Here is a 17,403-nt window from a genome sequence, read left to right as displayed (position 1 = left end):
TCGTGCACAACCGGAAACCAGCGCCGGTGACCCTCTGACGAGCCCCCACACCGTTGGAGACAACCGTGCCCCTCTCCGTCACCGAAGCCGCGGAAGCCACCTCACGCATCGACACCGGCGACACCGCCTGGCTGCTCGCCGCCACCGCCCTCGTCCTGCTGATGACCCCGGGCCTGGCCCTCTTCTACGGCGGCATGGTCCGCACGAAGAGCGTCCTCAACATGCTGATGATGAGCTTCGTGTCGATCGCCCTGGTCACGGTGGTCTGGCTGACCGCCGGCTACTCCCTCGCGTTCGGCGACGACATCGGCGGCGGACTCATCGGCGGCGTGAAACACCTCGGCATGGCGGGCCTCGGCCCGAACTCCGTCCACGGCACCGTCCCCACCCTCCTCTTCGCCACCTTCCAGCTCACCTTCGCGATCATCACCGCCGCCCTGATCAGCGGCGCGGTGGCCGACCGGGTGCGGTTCGGGGCGTGGCTGGTCTTCGTACCCGTCTGGGCACTCCTCGTATACGTTCCCGTCGCGCACTGGGTCTGGGGCCCCGGCGGCTGGATCGCGGCGCACCTCGGTGCCCTCGACTTCGCGGGCGGCCTCCCCGTCGAGATCACGTCCGGCGCCTCGGGCCTGGCCCTGTGCCTGGTGGTCGGCCCCCGCCTCGGCTTCAAGAAGGACGCCATGCGGCCGCACAACCTCCCCATGGTGATGCTGGGCGCGGGCCTGCTCTGGTTCGGCTGGTTCGGCTTCAACGCGGGCTCCGCGCTCGGCGCCAACGGCCTCGCCGCCGCGGCCTTCCTCAACACCCTCACCGCCGGCTGCACCGGCCTCCTCGGCTGGCTCTTCGTCGAGCAGAAGCGCGACGGTCACCCCACGACCCTGGGCGCCGCCTCGGGCGCGGTCGCCGGCCTGGTCGCGATCACCCCGTCCTGCGGCTCGGTCTCGCTCCTCGGCGCGCTGGTCGTCGGCCTCGCCGCCGGTGCCGTCTGCTCGTACGCGGTCGGCTGGAAGTTCAAGCTGAACTACGACGACTCCCTCGACGTCGTCGGCGTCCACCTGGTCGGCGGCATCATCGGCACCCTCCTGATCGGCGTCTTCGCCACCACGGAACTGACCGGGAAGACCGACGGCCTCCTCTACGGCGGCGGGCTCGCCCAGCTCGGCAGGCAGCTGGTGGCCGTGGTCGCCGTAGGGGCGTACGCGTTCCTCGTGACGTACGGGATCGGCAAGCTGCTGGACCGGCTGATGGGCCTGCGGGCGAGCGAGGAGCAGGAGCAGACGGGTCTGGACCTTACGGTGCACGCCGAGACCGCATACGATCACGGCGTCCTGGGCCACGGAGCCCCGGTCGGCGCGTCCCTCACCTCCGCCTCCTCCGCTCAGAAGGTCAAGTCCCAGGCATGAAGCTCATCACCGCGATCGTCAAGCCGTACCGCCTCGACGAGGTCAAGACGGCGCTCCAGGAGCTCGGCGTGCACGGCCTGACCGTCACCGAGGCCAGCGGCTACGGCCGGCAGCGCGGCCACACCGAGGTGTACCGCGGCGCCGAGTACCGCGTCGACCTCGTCCCCAAGGTGCGGATCGAGGTCGTCGTCGACGACGCGGACTCGGACGCCGTGATCGACGCGATCGTCAAGGCCGCGCAGACGGGGAAGATCGGGGACGGGAAGGTGTGGTCGATCCCGGTCGAGACGGTCGTACGGGTTCGGACGGGCGAACGCGGCCCCGACGCGCTCTGACCGCGAGCACTCCCCCGACGAACCCGACCGCGAGCAGCAGCGCCGCCGCGAGCCACGGCAGCGCGAAGAACGACGCGCTCGCCGACTGCTTCGTGCCCGGCGCGCTCGCGGTCAACGTGATGTCCCCCCAGTCGAGTTGGGGCGACCCCTTCCACGGCTCGCTCAGCTTCACGCGCTGCCCGGGCAGCAACTCGGCGGGGATACGGGTCAGTCCGCGCGACAGCAACGTACGACCGAACAACCCCTGCGCCTTCAGCGTCACCTTCGGATCGAGGGTGACGTTCCCGGTGTTGTGCAACGTGTAGGAGATCGTCGCGCCGCTGTCCCCCAACCCCGGTACCAGCGGCTGGTGATGGGATACGTGGACGTGCTCGACGGCGAGTGCGGGCAGCGTAGGGCCGCTCACCCGCAGGTATACGCGGGCGCCGACGGCCCGCTGCACACCGAGCGCGAGCGACCCGTCCCCCTTGTCGACGCGTTCGTCGAGGGCGACCAACGCGCCCGGGTGGTCGCCCGGTTCGGCCCCTTCGGGCACATGCAGCGTGAACGGCACGGCAACTGTCTTGTGGGCGGGCACAGTTACCCGGGTTTTCGCGGGCTTCGCCCACGCCCCCACCCCGTGCATCGCCTCCGTCACGGTCCGCACGGCGAACCCGCCGTCACGCGCGGTGTTGTAGGCATCGGCCGCGTACAGCCGGAAGGTGAGCGGCTTGGCCGTCTTGTTGGCGACGACCACCTTGTCCTGGATGGTCTGGCCGGGATCGGCGGAGAGATAGAAGTACGGCCGTGCGGCGACCTGCGAGGCGGCCGGGTAGACGGACCAACTGCCGTTGTCCGCCGCGTAGGTGGCGGGCGCGCAGAGCACGCCGAGGCAGAGGCTCAGGAGGAGGACGTACAGCTTGCGCATGGGTGCGGACCCCCACGGACGAGGTGTGGCGGTCGGGCGGGTGCGAGCGCCCGGCCACCGGAAATGAGTGGGACGGTCAGGTGAGCGTCAGCGTGAGCACGCCGGAGTACGCGCCCGGAGGCGTGAACGCCGGTACGTTCAGGGAGAGTCCGGCGTCGACGGTGAACTGGCCGCCGGTGAGCGTGCCGTCGGGCGTGGACGCGAGCGTCGCTCCCGAACTGCCCACCGTGCCCGCCGAACCGGCCGCGCAGGTGCTCGGGCTGCCCGCCTTGGTGGCGCAGGCGGGTGTCCAACTCAGCGCCCCGGCATCGATCTTGGCGCCGGGACCGGTGAAGTCGGTGACCTTGCCGGTCAGGGACCAGCCCGCGGGTCCGCCGCGGAAGTCCTGGACCGTCACCGTGTTCAGGGCGCCCGTGGAGGCACCGCCCTTGCCGAAGTCGACGGCGGAGAGACCTACCGCGTCCCCGGCCTGTGCCATCGACAGCGTGCCCGCCTTGACGGTGGTCGTCAGCTTCTGACTCCCCGGCGGAACGGGCGTGGTGTCGTTGACGACGTAGGCGGCGGGACCGGCACCGAGGTCGGCACTCCACGCACTGCCCTCGTAGGCCACGACCCCGGTGGTCGTCTTGTCATTGACGACGAGCGAACCGCTGATGGCACCACTCGCGCTGGCCGTGACGGTCGCCGTGTCCGCGGTCTGGGCGGTTCCGGACCGTCCGGCCAGGGTCACGGAGGCACCCGGGGTGAAGTTGCCGCCGGTCACGGTGACGCTGTCACCGGCGTTGCCGGAGGCCGAACCCAGGCTGATCGCACGGGTGTTGACCGGAACGGTGGCGGTCGCGGTGACGGTCTCGGAGACCGGCGCCGGCGGGTTCGTCACCGTGCAGGGGGTGTCCAGCTCCAGGATGTAGCTGGTGTGGATGTTGTAGTCGCCGGGCGAGAGGGTGATCGCGCCCGGGGTGGTGACCGTGAAGGTGCCGGTCATGGAGAACGACGGGAAGGCGCCGTTGCCCGGCACCGGGTCGTTCTTCTTGGGTCCGGCCACCGTGAGACTGCCGGTCTGGGCACCGCCGAGGGTGACCTTCCCGGTGGGCGTCATGATGTCGGCCGGCAGGGCGATCGCGGTCGGGTTGCTGGCGGCCGGCTTGACCACCGTGTACGTCACGGTGACGGTGTCGCCGACCTTCGGCGCGGTGTTGTCGACCGTGATCGCGGCGGTCGTGGTGCCGTCGATCGGCGGGATGCCCGCGATCGCCGGCGGGATGCAGTGCGTCGCGAAGTCCACGTTCGTGGACGCACCGGCCGGACAGGCCAGCGCACCGCCCGTGGCGACCGCGAGCGCGGTCACCCCGAGCAACGACGCCCAACGGCGTCTTCGGAATGTCGTAGCCATGGCTGTGCCCCCTCCTGAGGACGATGGGCGCAGCGGCTCGTCTGCGCCCACAGGGGGCATTGATGTGGGGATCGCGTGAGAAGTCAATGGACACAGACAAATAAACTGATGGGCCGTCAGCTCCCGCCAACGACGGGAACCGACGGCCCAGTTGAGCCCGTGGGGGGAATTCTCAGGCGACTACTCAGTCGACTTCTCCGCCGACTTCTCAGTCGAACACGAACGGACCCGGCGACTGGGCCCCGGTGGCCGTGCACGTCACGGCGATACCGAAGATGGTCATCTGCAGCGACCCGCCGTACGCCTCCAGGCTGTCACCGGAGGCGACGGTGCCACTGAGCGGACCGACGGTGACGGCGTCGCCGGTCGCCATGGCCGGGTTCTCCGTACCGCTGAAGACGGTCGTGCCACCGCTCGCGTTCACGAACGTGAAGGTGGAGGCGATGGAGTCGGCCGACAGGGCCAGCGGAGCGGTGATGGACGAGGTGACGGTGACCGTGGCCGCCGTTCCGTCCTGTGTGGCGGTGATGGTGGCGGCGCCGCCACCGAAGATGCCGCAACTCGCGGTGATCGTCGCCGTCTGGGGAGTGACGGCGAGCGCGCTGGGCGCGAACGCCAGCGAGGCGGCCGCGAGGACCCCCGTCACCAGTGCCGCACCCGTACCGATTCGCTTGCTTCTCAGCTTGCCTTTCATGGGTCTGGTTCCCTTCCCGTGTCTGGGAATGCCATGTGGGGACGGACGGAAGAAAAACCCCAGAAACCCCTCACGGACGCGGTGCGGTGCGCCACGCGAGCGAGAATCTGACGGTCCGTCGGAACTTACGGTTCCATTGATGCGCGGGAGACGGGGGGAGAGCAAGGGCGAAATCCGGACGGGTTACTTCCGGACAGGGGGGCCTTTCAGGCACGGGTCGGCACCATTCAGCCCGTCCGGCACTTCTCCACACAGGCCCACAAAATCAGCCCGTCCAGCATTTGAGGACGAGGCTCCTTCAGGGCCGATGGGGGTCTGGGGGCGCAGCCCCCAGCACCACCTCAGCCAGCAGCCACCGTCAGACGAACAACCCCGTCCGGCGAAGCCACGTGCACCGGCGTCTCCGCCCCACCCAGATCCCGTACAGCCGCCAGATCCTCCGCAGCCACGGACTCCGCCTCCGTCACCACCGCCGCCGCTTCCAAGGACTTCGCCCCCGACGCCACAGCCATCGCCACAGCCGTCTGCAACGCGCTCAACTTCAGCGACTCAAGAGCAACCGTCCCGGCGACATACGTCCGCCCCGTCTCGTCCCGCACGGCCGCACCCTCCGGCACACCATTGCGGGCCCGAGCCGAACGGGCCAGGGTGACGATCTTGCGGTCCTCGGGGTCAAGCGCGCTGCTGTCGGTCATGCCCCGAGCATACGGAGGCACGGAACGCCTACCCGGCCACGGGGTACATCGCCCCCCGCCGCCCCTCGGGCGACGCCAGCCACTCCAGTTTCTCCGCCGTGTCCGCCTCGCCCAACGGCGTATGCAGCACGATCGTGAGATCCGGCCGGGCCGGCACCTTCATCGCCGTGGATTCCACGACCAGCAGCCCCGCCAACGGATGATCGAGCTCCTTACGGATCTGCCCGGCATCCTCGATGTCCCGCTCCGCCCACAGCACCGCGAACTCGGCGCACTCCGCGAGCTGTTCGAACACCGCCCGATACCCCTCGTCGTCCGGCCGAGCCGAGGACGCGGCCCGGAACTGCGCGACGACGGTCCGAGCGTTCCGCTCCCAGCTCTTCGACCGCGACCGGTACAGCGGATCGACGAAGAAGTCCACGAGACAGTTCTGCGTGTTCCCCGGACGCATCCCGAGGACGATCGCCGCCGCGGCGTTGTACATCACGCAGTTGTAGTACATGTCCATGATGTGCGCCGGATACGGCATCCACGTATCGATCAGCCGCCGCAGCCCATCACACATGTCCCGCTTCTCCGGCGCCACCTCCGGCGCGGGCGGATTCAACCCCGCCAGCAGATACAGATGGCGCCGCTCGGCATTGCTCAGCCGCAGCACCCGGGCGACGGCGTCGAGCACCTGCGGCGACACCGAGATGTCCCGCCCCTGCTCCAGCCACTGGTACCAGGACGCCCCCACCCCGGCCAGCACCGCGACCTCCTCGCGCCGCAACCCCGGCGTCCGCCGCCGCGCCCCGCCGTCCGGCAGCCCCGCCTCGGCCGGGGACACCCGCGCCCGGCGGCTCATCAGGAACTCCCGCAGCTCACGCAGCCGTTCACTCTTCAGCGCGTCCTCGGACACGTACAGATCCCCCTCGTACAAGGCTGGTGGTGCCACCACCAGCACAACTTCCGGCTCCCCACGGCTATTCCGACGGCCGGAAGCTCGACACATGGCGACCGACACCACGACTCCCACCCACGAACCACTCGGCACCCCACACCTCTCGGCCCGCGACAGACTCGTCCTCTTCGTCCTCTGCGCGGCCCAGTTCATGGTCGCCCTGGACTTCTCCGTCCTGAACGTGGCCCTGCCCACCCTCGGCGCCGACCTCGGCATGAGCCGGTCCGGACTCCAGTGGGCGGTCACCGCGTTCGCGCTCCCGTCCGGCGGCTTCCTGCTCCTCTTCGGCCGCATCGGAGACCTCTACGGCCGCCGCCGGCTGTTCCTCACCGGCCTGGCCCTGTTCGGCGCGGCCTCACTGCTGGCGACCTTCGCCTGGGACCCGGCATCGTTCCTGACGGGGAGGGCGCTGCAAGGCCTGGGCGCGGCGGCGATCGTCCCGACCGGCATGAGCCTCCTCACCACCACGTTCCCCGAGGGCCCGGCCCGCGACCGCGCGCTCGGCATCTCCGGCACCCTGCTCTCGCTCGGCTTCACGGTCGGCATGGTGGCCGGCGGTGTCCTGACCGACGCGTTCGGCTGGCGCTCGACGATGGCCCTGCTGACCCTGTTCGCGGTCCTGGTCCTCCCCCTGGCCCCCGCCCTGCTCCCCGAGTCCCGCACCCCGGACCGCCCGCGCCTGGACGTCCCCGGCGCGATCGCGGTCACCGGCGGCCTGCTGGCCTTGATCTACGCCCTGTCGACGGCGGCCGACCACGGCTTCGCCCGCACGGACGTCATCGCCACCCTGATCGCGGGCGTCCTGCTCCTCACGACCTTCGCGTACATCGAGTCCCGCACGCCCCAGCCCCTGGTCTCGCTCCCGATGCTGCGCCGCCGCACGGTGGCGTGGGGCAACCTGGGCGGACTGGTCACCTTCTCGATGATGTCGACGGTGGTCTTCGTCCTGACCCTGTACCTCCAGGAGATCCTGCACCTGTCGTCCTTCGAGACGGGCCTGGTCTTCGGCGTCCAGGGCATCCTCTCGGCGGTGGCCGGCGTCTACGCCCCGAAGGTCATCGGCCGCATCGGCGCCCGCCGCACCCTGATCGCGTCCCTCACCGGCCAGGCGGCTTTCACGGCCACCCTCCTCACCCTCACCACCCACACCTGGTCGGTCTGGGTGGCGACGGCCGCCGTCTCCCTGGCGAGCATGTGCCACCTGGGCGCGATCATCTCCTACGGCCTGACGGTCACCTCGGGCGTCCCCGACGAGGAACAGGGCCTGGCCACCGGCCTGGTGACCTCCACCCAGCAGGTCGGCATCACCGTAGGCATCCCGCTCCTGGGCGTCCTCGCCACCACTTCGGGCGATCTGATGTCGGGGGTCCACACGGTCGTGGGCATCGACGCGACGATCGCGCTGGGGGCGGCGGTGCTGGTGGCCGTAGGACTCGGCGGGAACCGGAAGGCCCACCCGGCCGCCGTATGAGATGTCAGTCCAGGGTCTGGACGAGTTCGGAGCGCGCGGCCGTGTGGACGACCCGGCCGCGCGCTCCGTTCACGAGCGGCAGATACGGCGGGACATGACCGCACTCGACATCGGCGACCACCGGCACGCCCAACGGTCCCAGCGCGTCCATGACGGCCTCGTGCTGGGTGAGCGTGGGGCTGTCGGGCGCGTGGGTCCGGCCGACGAGCACGGCGTTCGCCGCGTCGAAGAACCCGGCCAGCCGCATGCCGTGCAGGTTCCGGCAGATGGTGAACGCGTTGTCCTCGCAGGCCTCGACATACACGAGCAGCCCCTCGGGGGCCGCGCTCCGCGCGAAGGCGGCGACGTCCAGGTACGGCGTCCCGGCGAGATTGGCCAGCGTCTCGACGCAGCCGCCGATCAGCCGGCCCTCGATGTCGACGTCACCGTCACCGTCGAGACGGGTCCAGCTCCCCGGGGTGTCGAGGGTGAGGTCCCGGACCTCCGGGTGACCCACGAAGTCGTCCCGGCCCGGGCTCCGATGACGGCCCGGCGGGGTCTGGGTGAACGGCTCGCCCTGCGCCGCCGCGACGACGTCGAGCCAGCACAGCAGCCCCTCGGGCGCCCGATAGGGCGTCTCCATAAGGGAGTTGCCGTGCACGGTCGCGGTCCCGGTGAGCAGGGTCAGCGGCGCGAGCAAGGTCGAGATGTCCGAGTAGCCGACCACCCAGGTCGGTTCGGCGCGCCCGATCCGCTCGAAGTCGAGCAACGGCATCAGGTCGATCGCGGTCTCCCCGCCCCACGGAGGAACCACGGCCCTGATGCCGGGGTCGGTGAGCATGTCCATCAGCTCGGCGGCCCGCTCACCGGCCGGGGCGCTGACATGGCCCGTCCCGTCCATGCACCGGCCGACGACGACCTCGTACCCGCGCGCCTCGACATCACGGACCGCGACATCGAGGCGCTTGCGCAGCGCGTCCGGGACCCCGCTGGACGGAGACGTGACACCGACACGGTCACCGGGGCGCAGAGGACGCGGATATCGCACAGCAGCAGCCATACGCCGGATTCTGACACGCCTTCACCAGTCGCTCACCGGGTTTTACGGCCGGTCGAGCCGCAGCCGCTCGGCCCTCGGCAGACCGGCCACGACCAGGTCGTACGAGTCCTCGATCAGTTCCTTGAGGAGCCGGTCCGGGAGTCCCCCGTCCACCGTCACCGTGTTCCAGTGCCGCTTGTTCATGTGGTACCCGGGGATGATCAGCCCCTCGTGCTTCTCCCGGAGCCGGATCGCGTCCTCCGGGTCGCACTTGAGGTTGACCGTGAGGGGGCGGGCGTCCAGCCGGGTCAGGGCGAAGAGCTTGCCCAGGACCTTGAAGACGGACATGTCCGGGTTGAACGGGAAGTCCTCCACCGTCGCGTTGAACGACAGGCAGAACGCGCGCAGTTCCTCGGGGCTCACTCCGGCTTCGCCTCCTCCCCGGACGGGTCGCCCGGCACCACCGGCTCGACCAGCACCGTCACGATCTTGTTCCTACGGCCGGCCGAGGCCTCCGCCGTCAGCCGCAGTTCGCGCCCGTCCGGCAGCTCCACGACCGAGGAGGCGCCGGCGATGGGGACGCGGCCCAGGGCCTTCGCCAGCAGCCCCCCGACCGTCTCCACGTCCTCGTCGTCGTAGGCCTCGAAGCCGTACAGCTCGCCGAGGTCGCCGATGTCGAGGCGGGCGGTGACCCGGTAGCGGTCGTCGCCCAGTTCCTCCACCGGAGGCAGTTCCCGGTCGTACTCGTCGGTGATCTCGCCGACGATCTCCTCCAGGATGTCCTCGATGGTGACGATGCCGGCCGTGCCGCCGTACTCGTCGATGACGACGGCGACGTGGTTGCGCTCCTGCTGCATCTCGCGCAGCAGATCACCGGCGTTCTTGGTGTCCGGCACGAAACTCGCGGGCCGCATGGCCGTCGAGACGAGTTCGGACTCGGCGTCGCGGCTGATGTGCGTCTTGCGGACGAGGTCCTTGAGGTACACGATGCCGACGATGTCGTCCTCGCTCTCCCCGGACACCGGGATCCGTGAGAAGCCGGAGCGGAGCGCGAGGGTGAGGGCCTGACGGATCGTCTTGTACCGCTCGATGACGACGAGGTCGGTCCTCGGCACCATCACTTCCCGGACCAGGGTGTCGCCGAGTTCGAAGACCGAGTGCACCATCCGGCGCTCCTCGTCCTCGATCAGCGACTCCTTCTCGGCGAGGTCCACCAGCGCCCGCAGCTCGGCCTCGGACGCGAACGGACCGCGCCGGAAGCCCTTTCCGGGGGTGAGCACGTTGCCGATGAGGATCAGCAGATACGGGATCGGGCCCATGATCCGCGCGAGCGGCAGCAGCACGTACGCCGCCGCCGTGGCCGTGTTCAGCGGGTGCTGGCGCCCGATCGTGCGCGGGGAGACCCCCACCGCGACGTACGACACGAGAACCATGACGCCGATCGCGGCGAGCAGCGCGGGCGCGGTGCCGTGGATCACGTGCAGGCACTCGTAGGTGACGAGCGCGGCGGCGGCCATCTCGCAGACCACCCTGACCAGCAGCGCGACATTGAGGTAGCGGGTCGGGTCGGCGGCGACCTGCGCGAGCTTGGCGCTGCCGCGCCGGCCGGACCGTACGGCCTCCTCGGCGCGGAAGCTGGAGACGCGCGCGAGGCCCGCCTCCGCGCAGGCGGCGAGCCAGGCGACAACGACAAGGGCGATGGCCCCGACGACGATCTGAGGACTCATGAGGCGTACGTACCTGTGCCCTAACCCGTGCCCTAGGAGACCGTCGGAGCCGGAGAGGGGCCGTCGACGCCCTTCTCCGCGCGCCAGCCGTCCACGATGGCGGCCTGGAGGCCGAACATCTCGGCCTTCTCGTCCGGCTCCTCGTGGTCGTAGCCGAGGAGGTGCAACACACCGTGGACGGTGAGGAGTTGGAGCTCCTCGTCCATGGTGTGCTGCGTCTCGGCCTCGGCCCCCTGCTTCGTGGCGACCTCCGGGCACAGCACGATGTCACCGAGGAGCCCCTGCGGAGTCTCCTCGTCGTCCTTGCTCGGCGGACGCAGCTCGTCCATCGGGAAGGACATGACATCGGTCGGCCCGGGCAGGTCCATCCACTGGATGTGGAGCTGCTCCATGGCGTCCTCGTCCACGACGATCACCGAGAGCTCGGAGAGCGGGTGGATGCGCATCCGCGCGAGGGCGTAGCGGGCGATGTCGAGGATCGCCTGCTCGTCGACCTCGGTTCCGGACTCGTTGTTGACGTCGATCGACATGGTCGTGCTGATCTACTTCCGCTTGTCACGGGCACCCTTGTGGGTGCCGTTCTCCGTACCGTTCTCGCTGTCGTACTGCTCGTACGCGTCGACGATACGGCCGACCAGCTTGTGCCGGACGACGTCCGCCGACGACAGGCGGGAGAAGTGCACCTCGTCGAGCCCCTCCAGGATGTCCTGCACCTGCCGCAGCCCCGACTTCGTGCCGCTCGGCAGGTCGACCTGCGTCACGTCACCGGTGATCACGATCTTCGACTCGAAACCGAGCCGGGTGAGGAACATCTTCATCTGCTCGGGGCTCGTGTTCTGGGCCTCGTCCAGGATGATGAAGGCGTCGTTGAGCGTGTTGTGCGTCAGCAGGTAGTCCTGGGTGACGTACAGCGAGTCCTCGGCCGCCACCTGGATGCAGACGGTCTCCTCCGTGCCCGCGGGCTCGATGCTGTCGATGAACCGCATCGGGCGTCCGCCGCCTCCGGCCACGTGGTACTCGTCGCGCTTGCGGGCGAGGCGGAAGGGTTCGATGCCTTCGGGGAGGCGGATGTCCACGACATGGGTGTCATAGCGGTGGGCTGCCAGGACCGTGCCCTGTTTGCGGCCTTCGGCAGGACGACGGCGCGTGTAGGCGACGCCACCCAGCGACTGGACCAGGGCGATGATGTCGTCGCGCAGAAGGATCGACGCAGTCGAGTACTGGATTCGGCAGGTGCTGTCGGCCTGGGTGACCGGTCCGCCATCGGAATCCAGCAGTCCTTGGAGAACAGCCAGTCGTACGTCGGCGGTGTTGTACAGGTAGTCGTCCGGGACGAACTTGGTGTGCGAGCGGGTGCGCAGCAGATCCAGCTCGCGCAGAACCCGTGTGACCGGGTTCTCCAAGGTGACCACGTCACCAGGGGTCTTGATCCGGTTGAGGACGTAGTCGGGTCCGGCCCTGTGCCGCACGGTGACACCGGGCAGCGCGTCTTCCAGCGCCTCGGCCAGCTCGCGATCCTCCGTCGAGAAGGATGGAGTCGTCGAGCCCGTGAGGCAGCCGTCACCCAGCAGCAGTCCCAGTGCGTACGGATCCATCGGGACCTCACGCTCAGGGAAGCAGACCGGTGCCGTGAGCATGGGCAGCTCGTACCGGCGAGTGTGGGCCGCCCGCAGGTTGCCGATCATCTCCTGGGTCTCCAGGACCCGCCACGGCTTGTCGCGGCGCTTGTCCGAAGCCGTGCGGACCGTCCACAGGTGCTCGCCGCAGCACAGGGTCCAGGAACCGTCCTGGGCGCTGACGCGGTAGATGTCCTTCTCGCCCTGCGGATACACGCCGAGGATTGGGGTCGGCTCACCGTTCGAACCGATGACCAGGTCACCGACCTCAAGGTCGCCGATAGGACGCCAACCGTCCGGCGTGAGGACGTTCGTGAAGACAGGCTGCGCACGCCCACGCATGTAGGCCAGCGGTGCCACCTCGATCGTGCCCGCCGCCATCAGCTTCGGGATCGACTCCGGGTCGAGCATGTCGTGCAGCGCGTCGTACAGGGGGCGCAGGTACGGGTCGATCTTTTCGTAGAGGGTGCCCGGGAGGAAGCCCAGCCGCTCGCCCGCCTCGACCGCGGGGCGGGTCAGGATGATCCTGCTGACCTGCTTGGCCTGGAGGGCCTGGACCGCCTTGGCCATGGCGAGGTAGGTCTTGCCGGTGCCGGCGGGGCCGATGCCGAAGACGATCGTGTTCTTGTCGATCGCGTCGACGTACCGCTTCTGGTTGAGGGTCTTGGGGCGGATCGTGCGGCCTCGCGAGGACAGGATGTTCTGGGTGAGCACCTCGGCCGGTGTCTCCTCGGGACCATCCCCGTTCTCACTCGCCCGCAGCATGGCGATCGAGCGTTCCACCGCGTCCTCCGTCATCGGCTGCCCGGTGCGCAGCACCAGCATCATCTCGTCGAACAGGCGCTGGACGAGGGCGACTTGGCGGGCGTCGCCGACCGCGCTGATCTCATTGCCCCGGACGTGGATGTCGGCCGCCGGGAAGGCCTTCTCGATCACGCGCAGGAGGGCGTCTCCGGACCCCAGGACGGTGACCATCGGATGCTGGGCGGGGACGGTGAACCGTGCCTTCGCCTGCTCCTGCGCGGGGGTGTGAGCTGTGGGTGTCTGAGTCATGGGCCGGCTCTGTAGGCCTTGCTCGTCCTCCTCGAAAAGACTCGCCCGCCACAAGGGCGGCCTGGTGATTCCAGGGTACGCCGGGCCACTGACAACGCCGTAGGGCTTTTCGGTGACCGTCGGGCCACGAAATCCGAACCCGTCCCGGCTTGCCCCGGGAGCGTGTCCGGCGCAGAGGAGGCGCGCGGGGTGCCGCCGTGAGCCCTGTTCGCGCCCCCTCGCTTGTACGGACAATGTGCTGGGTCAGCCAAGTGTCAGCAGGAGATCCGGCCGGTGGGCCGTGGCTCCCACCGCCGGGCCGTACAGGGAAAGCAGGTCGGCCGCTGTGTTCGTGCGTCTGCCCACGTCCGTGTCCGAAGCACAGGAGTGCCTGGTCGAGGGGGCGGTGCCCGTCGGCGGGGCGACGCTTGTGTGGGCCTCCTGGCAACGGGACGGGTTCCCCGAGCAGGCGGTGTCCCTGCGGGAGCTGCCCGAGGCGAAGGTGATCGGGGACGGGACGCTGGGCGCGGCGGTACTGCTGCACGAGATAGACGAGCGGGTGCCCGAGGTGCTGCGGCGGGCCGCGGCGGGCGTCGGAACCGGGGCCGTACGCCGGACCGCGACCGTCGGCGGCAACATCGTCGGCAGCACGCTGCGCTGTCTCCTCCCCGCCGCACTGGTGCTGGACGCCCGCCCGGTGGTCCTGGAACCGGACGGTCCCGTCGAGACCGACCTCGCCGAGCTGCTCGCGAAGCGGCCGGTGCTGTTGAGCCTGCGCTGGCCCGAGCCGGTCGCCAGCGGCTATCGCAAGCTGACCGGTGTGCTGAGGGGCGAGGTCCCGTTCGTGGTGGCGGTGGCGGTGGGAGCGGCGGAGGGCACGGAAGCGCGCGTCCTGCGGGTCGCGGTCCGTGACGGCTACGACGTGCTCAGCGAGACCGTTCCCTACGGCACGGACGCCGCCCGGGTCCTCGGCGCCCTGGCGCTGACACCGCTCGGCACCTTGCCCGAGGCGGTCTTCGAGGCGGTACGGGAAGAGGTCACCGGTGTGCTGGAGCGTGCGGGAGCCCGCTGAGCGGAACGGTTCGCCTCCGGGACTACGGGACTGCGGGACTGCGGGACTGCGAGGCAGGCGACGAGTGCCCGGCCGCCACGCCCCTCATTGACCCTCATCGCCGCTCATCACCGTGCCTAGGCCGACCGGCCGAACCCGATCGTCGGCACCGCCCGCCGCAACGGCCACGGGCTGCCGCTGCCCTGCTCCTCCGGTACGAGTCCCGCCAGGAACGCGTACCGGCGCAGGGCCGTCGGGTCCTGGCCCTCGACCGACTGCACCTTGCGCCACCAGGCGCCGAGCTCTGACCAGCCCGGCGCGGAGAGGGAGCCGCCGAACTCCTGGACGGAGAGGGCGGCGGTGAGCCCGGCGAAGGCGAGCCGGTCGGCCAGCGGCCAGCCGGCCAGGGTGCCGGTGACGAAACCGGCCACGAAGACATCGCCCGCGCCGGTGGGGTCGAGGGCCTCGACGGCGATCGCCGGGACCTCGGCGGACTCTCCGGTACGGCGGTCGACCGCGTAGGCGCCGTCCGCGCCGAGGGTGACGACGGCGAGGGGTACGTGTTCGGTGAGCGCGTGGGCGGCGGCGCGGGGGCAGTCGGCGCCGGTGTAGCGCATGGCTTCCTCGGCGTTCGGCAGGAACGCCTCGCAGTGCGCGAGGTCGGCGAGTCCGGCGAGGTCCCAGGCGCCGGTGTCGTCCCAGCCGACGTCGGCGAAGATCCGGGTGCCCTCGCTCGCGGCCTGCGCGACCCAGGGGGCCTGCTTGCCGGGGGTGAGCGAGGCGACGGCGGCACGCGCGCGTGGCGGGCAGTCAGGTGCGCCCCCTTGCCCGAACACGACCTCCGGGGGCGGCTCGTGACCATGGGACACCATCGTGCGCTCGCCCTCGTAGGCCATCGACACGGTGACCGGCGAATGCCAACCGGGCACGGTCCGGGAGGCGGAGAGGTCGATGCCCTCGCCCTGTTGCAACGCGTCCCAGCAGTACTCGCCGTAGTGGTCGTCACCGAAGGCCGCGGCAAGGGAGGTCCGCAGCCCGAGGCGGGCCAGCGCGGTGGCCATGTTCGCCACGCCACCCGGACTGGACCCCATCCCACGCGCCCAGGACTCGGTGCCGCGCACCGGGGCGGATTCGAGCCCGGTGAAGATGATGTCGAGGAAGACGGTGCCGGTGAGATACACGTCCCAGGGCGGATCGTCCGCCGCGCGCAGCCCGGCCAGCGGATCGACCCCGCAGGACGGCCCTTCGCTGCGGGACGACGGTCCTTTTCCGGTGGACGCGTTGGACGCGGTCACGGTGCGCTCCCTGACGTGATACGGATCAGGCCAGTCTGCACCACCACGCGCGCGTGGGGGCGGCTCCCGCTCCGGGCCCGCCCGTCGCACGGGTATCAGGCAGTCGCAGGTCCCGGCCCTACGACACGCACGGCACCGGTCGCAGTCCTGTCCACCGCGGTCGCGGGCACACCACCGACCACGTCCGGATCCGGTCGCAGCGCCCACCGCCGCCCACCAAGAGGACACCGGACGCGGCCAGAAACCCGACGGCCCTCACGCCCACCAGATCGGCACCCACCACAGTCGGACCGCCGCAGACCCGGTCCTACGACGCACGCCGCACCCGGAGCCGCCCCGGTCGCGGACGCCGTCACCGAACGCAGCCGAACCCGATCAGGGCACCCTCCACCGCGTACCAACAGGACACCGAACACCGCCAGAAACCCGACGACCCTCACGCCCACCAGATCGGCCCCGCCCCCATCACACCGCCGCAGACCCCGGCCCCACGACGCGCGCCGCACCCGGAGCCGACTTCCGCACCGCAGCCCCAGGCACCGTCGCCGGGCGCGTCCGGAGCCGGTCGTTGCGGCCGCCGCCGCGTACCAAGAGGACGCTCAGGGCGGCCAGGAAGCCGATGACCGTCAGGCCGACGAGGCCTGCCTTGGTGGAGCCGGTCGCGTCCTCGATGATTCCGAAGGCGGTCGGGGCGACGAACCCGCCCAGGTTTCCTATGGAGTTGATGAGCGCGATGCCGGGAGCGGCGGCGCGGGCGTCGAGGTAGCTCTGCGGGATCGTCCAGAAGATCGGGGAGGCGGGCTTGAAGCCCATCGCGGCCAGGCAGAGGGCGCCGAGGCCCGCCCAGGGCGACACGAATACCGCCAGCAATGTGCCGCAGCCGCCCAGGACCAGGAGGCCCATCAGGATCGGGCGGCGTTTGCCGATGCGGTCCGAGACGCGTCCGCTGACGTACACCGCCGCGATCGCGCACAGCCACGGCACGGATGTCAGCAGGCCCACCTGGAAGTCGTTCAGGCCGCCGATGTCGTCCACGATCGACGGCAGCCAGAACGTCACCGCGTACAGCGCGACGTTGATCGCGAAGTAGATCCAGAGGAAGAGCAGCATCTGCGGGTCGGCCAGCAACTTCCAGCGGGAGACGCGTACTTGGGCGGCGGTACCCCGGCCCTGTTGTTCGGTGTCGATCACCTCGGCCAGGCCGGTCTTCTCCTCCTCCGTCAACCAACCCGCCGACTCGATGTCGTTGTCGAGGTAGCGGTAGACCACGAAGCCGAGGACGACCGAGAAGACGCCCTCGATGAAGAACATCCACTGCCAGCCGGAGTGGCCCCAGACCCCGTGCATTTCGAGGAGCGCGCCGGAGATCGGGCCGACGATGACCGTCGCGGTGCCCGAACCCATCAGGAAGATCGACGTGGCGCGGCCCCGGTGGGAGTCGGGCAGCCAGCGGCTGAAGTAGTAGATCACCGCCGGGAAGAAGCCGGCCTCGGCGACGCCCAGCAGGAAGCGCAGGGCGTAGAACATGCCGGGGGTGGTGACGAAGGCCATCGCCGTCGCCACGACACCCCAGCTGATCATGATCCGGGTGAGCCAGATCTTCGCCCCGAAGCGCTCCATCAGCATGTTGGAGGGGACTTCGAAGATGGCGTACGCGATGAAGAAGATCCCGGCGCCGAGCCCGAAGGCCGCCGCCGAAAGGCCTACGTCGGCCCTCAACTGGTCTTGCGCGAAGCCCAGGTTGACGCGGTCCATGTAGTTCGCGACGAACATCACGAAGAACAGCGGGACCACTCGGCGGAAGATCTTGTGAATGGCGGACC

At 70.1% G+C, this 17,403-nt stretch carries 16 protein-coding genes; 4 read left to right on the top strand and 12 right to left on the bottom strand.

Going from position 1 to position 17,403, the window contains the following annotated elements; translation table 11 throughout:
• Positions 1-65: 65 nt before the first annotated feature.
• Together OG194_RS31645 and OG194_RS31640 are read left to right on the top strand one after the other, a co-directional pair.
• Positions 66-1,403 carry an ammonium transporter gene (locus tag OG194_RS31645; RefSeq protein WP_327404184.1) on the top strand — a complete coding sequence of 446 codons (1,338 nt, stop codon included), beginning with the start codon at positions 66-68 and terminating at the stop codon, positions 1,401-1,403.
• A complete protein-coding gene (locus OG194_RS31640) occupies positions 1,400-1,738 on the top strand; it encodes a P-II family nitrogen regulator (RefSeq protein ID WP_200682139.1) in 339 nt (112 codons plus the stop codon). The genes OG194_RS31645 and OG194_RS31640 overlap by 4 nt, the downstream gene beginning before the upstream one ends.
• On the opposite strand, the gene OG194_RS31635 is transcribed toward OG194_RS31640, so the two are convergent.
• The 5 genes from OG194_RS31635 to OG194_RS31615 all read right to left on the bottom strand — a co-directional run bounded on the left by OG194_RS31635 (position 1,632) and on the right by OG194_RS31615 (position 6,328).
• On the bottom strand, positions 1,632-2,645 hold the full coding sequence (locus OG194_RS31635; protein ID WP_327404183.1) for a WxL protein peptidoglycan domain-containing protein: 1,014 nt from the start codon (positions 2,643-2,645) through the stop codon (positions 1,632-1,634). The two genes, OG194_RS31640 and OG194_RS31635, sit on opposite strands and share 107 nt — an antisense overlap.
• A gap of 76 nt (positions 2,646-2,721) precedes the next feature.
• The gene (locus OG194_RS31630) at positions 2,722-4,038 is read right to left on the bottom strand and encodes a beta-xylosidase (RefSeq protein WP_327404182.1); all 1,317 of its coding nucleotides are present in this window, start codon (positions 4,036-4,038) and stop codon (positions 2,722-2,724) included.
• Between the two features lie 208 nt (positions 4,039-4,246).
• Positions 4,247-4,732, bottom strand: coding sequence for a hypothetical protein (locus tag OG194_RS31625; RefSeq protein WP_442811658.1), 486 nt, complete (start codon positions 4,730-4,732; stop codon positions 4,247-4,249).
• Positions 4,733-5,073: 341 nt separating this feature from the next.
• Positions 5,074-5,427 (bottom strand): cytidine deaminase, encoded by a 354-nt coding sequence (locus OG194_RS31620; RefSeq protein WP_327404181.1) that lies wholly within the window; start codon positions 5,425-5,427, stop codon positions 5,074-5,076.
• 28 nt (positions 5,428-5,455) lie between these two features.
• A complete protein-coding gene (locus tag OG194_RS31615; protein ID WP_327404180.1) occupies positions 5,456-6,328 on the bottom strand; it encodes a helix-turn-helix transcriptional regulator in 873 nt (290 codons plus the stop codon).
• Positions 6,329-6,419: 91 nt separating this feature from the next.
• Here OG194_RS31615 and OG194_RS31610 point away from each other — a divergent pair, with 91 nt between their 5' ends.
• Positions 6,420-7,841: an MFS transporter gene (locus OG194_RS31610; protein WP_327404179.1), complete on the top strand. Its 1,422-nt coding sequence runs from the start codon at positions 6,420-6,422 to the stop codon at positions 7,839-7,841.
• A 4-nt stretch (positions 7,842-7,845) separates the two neighbouring features.
• Here OG194_RS31610 and OG194_RS31605 read toward each other — a convergent pair whose 3' ends face one another.
• Genes OG194_RS31605 through OG194_RS31585 form a run of 5 tightly spaced genes read right to left on the bottom strand, consistent with a single transcriptional unit; the run spans position 7,846 to position 13,255 of the window.
• Positions 7,846-8,880: a S66 family peptidase gene (locus tag OG194_RS31605; protein WP_327404178.1), complete on the bottom strand. Its 1,035-nt coding sequence runs from the start codon at positions 8,878-8,880 to the stop codon at positions 7,846-7,848.
• A gap of 42 nt (positions 8,881-8,922) precedes the next feature.
• Positions 8,923-9,282 (bottom strand): MmcQ/YjbR family DNA-binding protein, encoded by a 360-nt coding sequence (locus OG194_RS31600; protein WP_327404177.1) that lies wholly within the window; start codon positions 9,280-9,282, stop codon positions 8,923-8,925.
• The gene (locus OG194_RS31595) at positions 9,279-10,586 is read right to left on the bottom strand and encodes a hemolysin family protein (RefSeq protein ID WP_327404176.1); all 1,308 of its coding nucleotides are present in this window, start codon (positions 10,584-10,586) and stop codon (positions 9,279-9,281) included. Before OG194_RS31595 ends, OG194_RS31600 begins: the two co-directional genes overlap by 4 nt.
• 32 nt (positions 10,587-10,618) lie before the next feature.
• Complete coding sequence (ybeY, locus tag OG194_RS31590) at positions 10,619-11,116, bottom strand: rRNA maturation RNase YbeY (RefSeq protein ID WP_327404175.1); 498 nt, start codon at positions 11,114-11,116, stop codon at positions 10,619-10,621.
• 12 nt (positions 11,117-11,128) lie between these two features.
• Positions 11,129-13,255 (bottom strand): PhoH family protein, encoded by a 2,127-nt coding sequence (locus tag OG194_RS31585; protein WP_327404174.1) that lies wholly within the window; start codon positions 13,253-13,255, stop codon positions 11,129-11,131.
• 325 nt (positions 13,256-13,580) lie between these two features.
• On the opposite strand from OG194_RS31585, the gene OG194_RS31580 reads away from it, so the two are divergent.
• Positions 13,581-14,306, top strand: coding sequence for an FAD binding domain-containing protein (locus OG194_RS31580; RefSeq protein WP_327404173.1), 726 nt, complete (start codon positions 13,581-13,583; stop codon positions 14,304-14,306).
• A 116-nt stretch (positions 14,307-14,422) separates the two neighbouring features.
• Here the strand turns inward: OG194_RS31580 and OG194_RS31575 are convergent, their stop codons facing one another.
• Positions 14,423-15,580: a carbohydrate kinase family protein gene (locus OG194_RS31575; protein WP_327404172.1), complete on the bottom strand. Its 1,158-nt coding sequence runs from the start codon at positions 15,578-15,580 to the stop codon at positions 14,423-14,425.
• A 465-nt stretch (positions 15,581-16,045) separates the two neighbouring features.
• Positions 16,046-17,374 carry an MFS transporter gene (locus OG194_RS31570; protein ID WP_442811813.1) on the bottom strand — a complete coding sequence of 443 codons (1,329 nt, stop codon included), beginning with the start codon at positions 17,372-17,374 and terminating at the stop codon, positions 16,046-16,048.
• Positions 17,375-17,403 lie beyond the last annotated feature (29 nt).

Origin of the sequence: Streptomyces sp. NBC_01288, from assembly GCF_035982055.1 — a bacterium.
Taxonomy (GTDB): domain Bacteria; phylum Actinomycetota; class Actinomycetes; order Streptomycetales; family Streptomycetaceae; genus Streptomyces.
Note: the sequence above shows the minus strand (reverse complement) of the source record. Positions and strands in the feature narration are given on the sequence as shown.